At 60.6% G+C, this 4,092-nt stretch carries 5 protein-coding genes; all 5 read left to right on the forward strand.

The features are described from left to right. The first annotated feature begins 109 nt into the window (after positions 1 to 109). Positions 110 to 916: an alkaline phosphatase family protein gene (locus tag WBB95_RS28650; protein ID WP_424490646.1), complete on the forward strand. Its 807-nt coding sequence runs from the start codon at positions 110 to 112 to the stop codon at positions 914 to 916. After that, the gene (locus WBB95_RS28655; RefSeq protein WP_424490647.1) at positions 895 to 1,758 is read left to right on the forward strand and encodes an ABC transporter permease; all 864 of its coding nucleotides are present in this window, start codon (positions 895 to 897) and stop codon (positions 1,756 to 1,758) included. Before WBB95_RS28650 ends, WBB95_RS28655 begins: the two co-directional genes overlap by 22 nt. Beyond that, the gene (locus WBB95_RS28660; RefSeq protein ID WP_424490648.1) at positions 1,745 to 2,545 is read left to right on the forward strand and encodes an ABC transporter permease; all 801 of its coding nucleotides are present in this window, start codon (positions 1,745 to 1,747) and stop codon (positions 2,543 to 2,545) included. The genes WBB95_RS28655 and WBB95_RS28660 overlap by 14 nt, the downstream gene beginning before the upstream one ends. After that, complete coding sequence (locus WBB95_RS28665) at positions 2,542 to 3,531, forward strand: ABC transporter ATP-binding protein (RefSeq protein WP_424490649.1); 990 nt, start codon at positions 2,542 to 2,544, stop codon at positions 3,529 to 3,531. The genes WBB95_RS28660 and WBB95_RS28665 overlap by 4 nt, the downstream gene beginning before the upstream one ends. A gap of 28 nt (positions 3,532 to 3,559) precedes the next feature. Then, positions 3,560 to 4,092: HAD family hydrolase (locus WBB95_RS28670; RefSeq protein ID WP_424490650.1), on the forward strand; the 533-nt coding region annotated here is incomplete at its 3' end.

The raw sequence follows: 4,092 nt of genomic DNA on the forward strand, positions 1-4,092 counted from the left end.
GAAAGGTTGCCTGGCACACCGTTTTCGCGAGCAAGCCCGCTCCCACAGTTTTGATCCCGTTCACCCAGGGAAATTGAGTCAAGCCTATCGTTGCGGAGCATCTCCCCCTATGAAGCACAACGTCATCCTTGTGGTGCTCGACGGCCTCAACTACGAGGTTGCCCGACATGCCATGGGGCACCTTCAGGCCTATATCGGCGCAGGACGCGCAGCGCTTTACAAACTGGACTGTGAACTGCCGGCCCTGTCGCGGCCCTTGTACGAATGCATCCTCACCGGCGTGCCACCGATCGACAGCGGCATCGTCCACAACAATGTCTCGCGCCTGTCCAACCAGCGCAGCATTTTCCATTACGCCACCGACGCAGGTCTCATCACTGCGGCGGCGGCTTACCACTGGGTCAGCGAGTTGTATAACCGCACACCCTTTATAGCCGCGCGGGATCGTCATACCGACGACAAGGCGCTGGCGATCCAGCACGGGCATTTCTACTGGAATGACCACTACCCGGACTCCCACCTGTTCGCCGACGCCGAAAGCCTGCGCCGCAAACACGCGCCGAACTTCCTGGTGGTGCACCCGATGAACATCGACGACGCCGGCCACAAGCACGGCCTCGATACCCCGCAATACCGCAACAGCGCACGCTCGGCCGACATCATCCTCGCCGACTACCTGCAAGGGTGGCTCGATGCCGGTTACCAGGTACTGGTGACGGCCGACCACGGCATGAATAACGATCGCTCCCACAACGGCCTGCTGCCGGAAGAGCGCGAAGTGCCCCTGTTCGTGCTGGGTTCGGCCTTCAACTTCGACCCTGCTGCCACACCCAAGCAAACCGAACTGTGCGGCACCGTCTGCGAACTGCTCGGCGTGCCCCACGACAAACCTGTATGCCGGGAGCTGTTGAAGTGAATTCCTTAACCCGTGGCAAATGGCTGGCGATCCTGTGCCTGGTGCCGTTTGCGCTGTTCTTTATCGTGTTTGAAATCGCCCCGCTGGTGTGGGTGTTGATCAACAGCCTGCAATCGGAAGAGTTCGGCTGGGGCGTGGGCAACTTCACCAAGATCTTCAGTTCGAAGTTCTACCTGCAGGCCATCCAGTACAGCCTGGAGATCAGCTTCTACTCCAGCGTCTTCGGGATCATCATTTCGGTGCTCGGCAGCTATTCGTTGCGCCGGGTGGATGGCCCGCTGCGCAACTTCGTGACGGCATTTGCCAACATGACCAGTAACTTTGCCGGTGTGCCCCTGGCCTTCGCCTTTATCATTTTGCTGGGCTTCAACGGCAGCATCACGATCATGCTCAAGCAGGCCGGGATCATTCAGGACTTCAACCTGTACTCCAAGACCGGCCTGATCATTTTGTACACCTACTTCCAGATCCCGCTGGGCGTGCTCCTGCTCTACCCGGCCTTCGACGCATTGCGTGAAGACTGGCGTGAGTCCGCATCGCTGCTCGGCGCCAACGGCTGGCAGTTCTGGCGGCACATCGGCCTGCCGGTGCTCACCCCTGCCCTGCTCGGCACCTTCGTGATCCTGCTGGCCAACGCGCTCGGCGCCTATGCCACGGTGTACGCATTGACCACCGGCAACTTCAACGTGCTGCCGATTCGGATCGCGGCCATGGTCTCCGGTGACATTTCCCTGGACCCGAACATGGCCAGCGCCCTGGCCGTGGTGCTTGTGGCACTGATGACCGTGGTCACCGTGGTCCATCAACTGCTGCTCAAGAGGAGCTACCATGTCTCGCGCTGAAGCCGGCCCGGCCTCCCTCTACCATCGGGTAGTGGTGTATGTGTTATTTGCGATCCTGGTGTTGCCGCTGGTGGGCACCTTTGTCTACTCCATTGCGAGCAGTTGGTCGGCCACTGTGCTGCCAGACGGTTTTACCGTGAAGTGGTACGCGCAGTTGTGGAGCGACCCGCGCTTTCTCGCGGCTTTCGGCCAGTCGTTGCTGGTGTGCGTGGGTGCGCTGATCCTGTCGGTGGTATTGATTCTGCCACTGCTGTTTGTGGTGCATTACCACTTCCCCAAACTCGACGCGCTGATGAACATTCTGATCCTGCTGCCCTTCGCGGTGCCGCCGGTGGTGTCGTCGGTGGGCTTGCTGCAGCTGTATGGCTCCGGGCCTTTTGCGATGGTGGGCACGCCGTGGATCCTGATCGGCTGCTACTTCACCGTGGCGCTGCCGTTCATGTACCGCGCGATCACCAACAACCTGCAAGCGATCAACCTGCGCGACCTGATGGACGCCTCGCAACTGCTCGGCGCCAGCACCTGGCAAGCGGCGATCTTCGTGGTGCTGCCGAACCTGCGCAAAGGCCTGATGGTGGCGCTGTTGCTGTCGTTCTCGTTCCTGTTCGGCGAGTTCGTGTTCGCCAACATCCTCGTGGGCACCCGCTACGAAACCCTGCAGGTCTACCTGAACAACATGCGCAACACGAGCGGCCACTTCACCAGTGCCATCGTCATTTCCTATTTCTTCTTCGTGCTGGTGCTGACCTGGGCCGCCAATATCTTGAACAAGGACAAAAGCCAATGAGCTTCGTCAGCGTCCAACACCTGCAAAAAGGCTACGCCGGCACCCCGGTGTTCAGTGACATCAATTGCGAAATTGCCAAGGGCGAATTCGTCACCCTGCTCGGTCCATCCGGTTGCGGCAAGTCAACCTTGCTGCGCTGCATCGCCGGCCTCACGTCGGTGGACAGTGGGAAAATTCTGCTGGATGGGCAGGACATCGTTCCCCTGAGCCCGCAGAAACGGCACATCGGCATGGTGTTCCAGAGCTACGCACTGTTCCCCAACATGACCGTGGAGCAGAACGTCGCCTTTGGGCTGCGCATGCAAAAGGTCAACGCTGACGACAGCCACAAGCGCGTGCAGGAAGTGCTGCAACTGGTGGAACTCAAGGACCTGGCGGGCCGCTACCCGCACCAGATGTCCGGTGGCCAGTGCCAGCGCGTGGCCCTCGCCCGCTCTCTGGTGACTCGTCCGCGCCTGCTGCTGCTGGATGAACCGCTGTCCGCGCTGGATGCCCGGATTCGCAAACACTTGCGCGAACAGATCCGCGCGATCCAGCGCGAGCTGGGGCTGACCACGATTTTTGTGACCCATGACCAGGAAGAAGCCCTGACCATGTCCGACCGCATCTTCCTGATGAACCAGGGCAAGATCGTGCAGAGCGGCGACGCCGAGACCCTCTACACAGCGCCGGTGGATGTGTTTGCCGCCGGGTTCATCGGCAACTACAACCTGCTGGATGCCGACAAGGCCAGCCAACTGCTGCAACGACCGATCAGCGGGCGCATCGCGATTCGCCCGGAAGCCATCGAGCTGAGCCGTAGCGGCGAGCTCGATGCACTGGTGCGCAGCCACAGCCTGCTGGGCAACGTGATCCGTTACCGCATCGAAGCGCGCGGTGTGGAATTGGTGGTCGACGTGCTCAACCGCTCCGCCGACGACCTGCACCCCGATGGCCAGCGACTAGCACTTTCCATCGACCCGAGCGCACTGTGTGAAGTAGCCTGACGCACGAATTATTGAGAGAGCATGACGGATGGCATTGGTAATTTTTGATCTGGACGACACCCTGATCCACGGCGACTGCGCCACCCTCTGGAGCGAACAGATGGGCCGCCTGAGCTGGGTCGACCCTGAGTCGTTCATGCGCAAGAACAACGAACTGATGGACGCCTACAGCCAGGGCAAACTCGCCATGGAGGACTACATGGCCTTCAGCCTGGAGCCGATGATCGGCCGCACGCCGGAAGAAATCGAGCACTTGGTGGAACCGTGGGTCGAGGACATCATCGAGCCGCTGATCTACAGCGACGCGACCAAGACCATTGCCCGGCACCGCGCCAATGGCGACCGGATCCTGGTGATTTCCGCCTCGGGCACCCACCTGGTCAAGCCGATCGCGGCACGTATCGGTATAGATGAAGTGCTGGGGATTGACCTGGAGGTCAGCCATGGCGTGTACAGCGGCGGTACCGTGGGCGTGCTGACCTACCGTGAAGGCAAGATCACGCGTTTGCTGGAATGGCTGGATCAGGAAGGCGAGACGCTGGAAGGCGCGTACTTCTATTC

The organism is Pseudomonas sp. (assembly GCF_049645325.1).
GTDB lineage: Bacteria > Pseudomonadota > Gammaproteobacteria > Pseudomonadales > Pseudomonadaceae > Aquipseudomonas.

What these genes read in the sequence shown, in the direction of transcription:
- WBB95_RS28660 (WP_424490648.1), top strand. Translation starts at nt 1,745, where the DNA reads ATGTCTCGCGCTGAAGCCGGCCCGGCCTCCCTCTACCATCGGGTAGTG.
- WBB95_RS28655 (WP_424490647.1), top strand. Translation starts at nt 895, where the DNA reads ATGCCGGGAGCTGTTGAAGTGAATTCCTTAACCCGTGGCAAATGGCTG.
- WBB95_RS28650 (WP_424490646.1), top strand. Translation starts at nt 110, where the DNA reads ATGAAGCACAACGTCATCCTTGTGGTGCTCGACGGCCTCAACTACGAG.
- WBB95_RS28665 (WP_424490649.1), top strand. Translation starts at nt 2,542, where the DNA reads ATGAGCTTCGTCAGCGTCCAACACCTGCAAAAAGGCTACGCCGGCACC.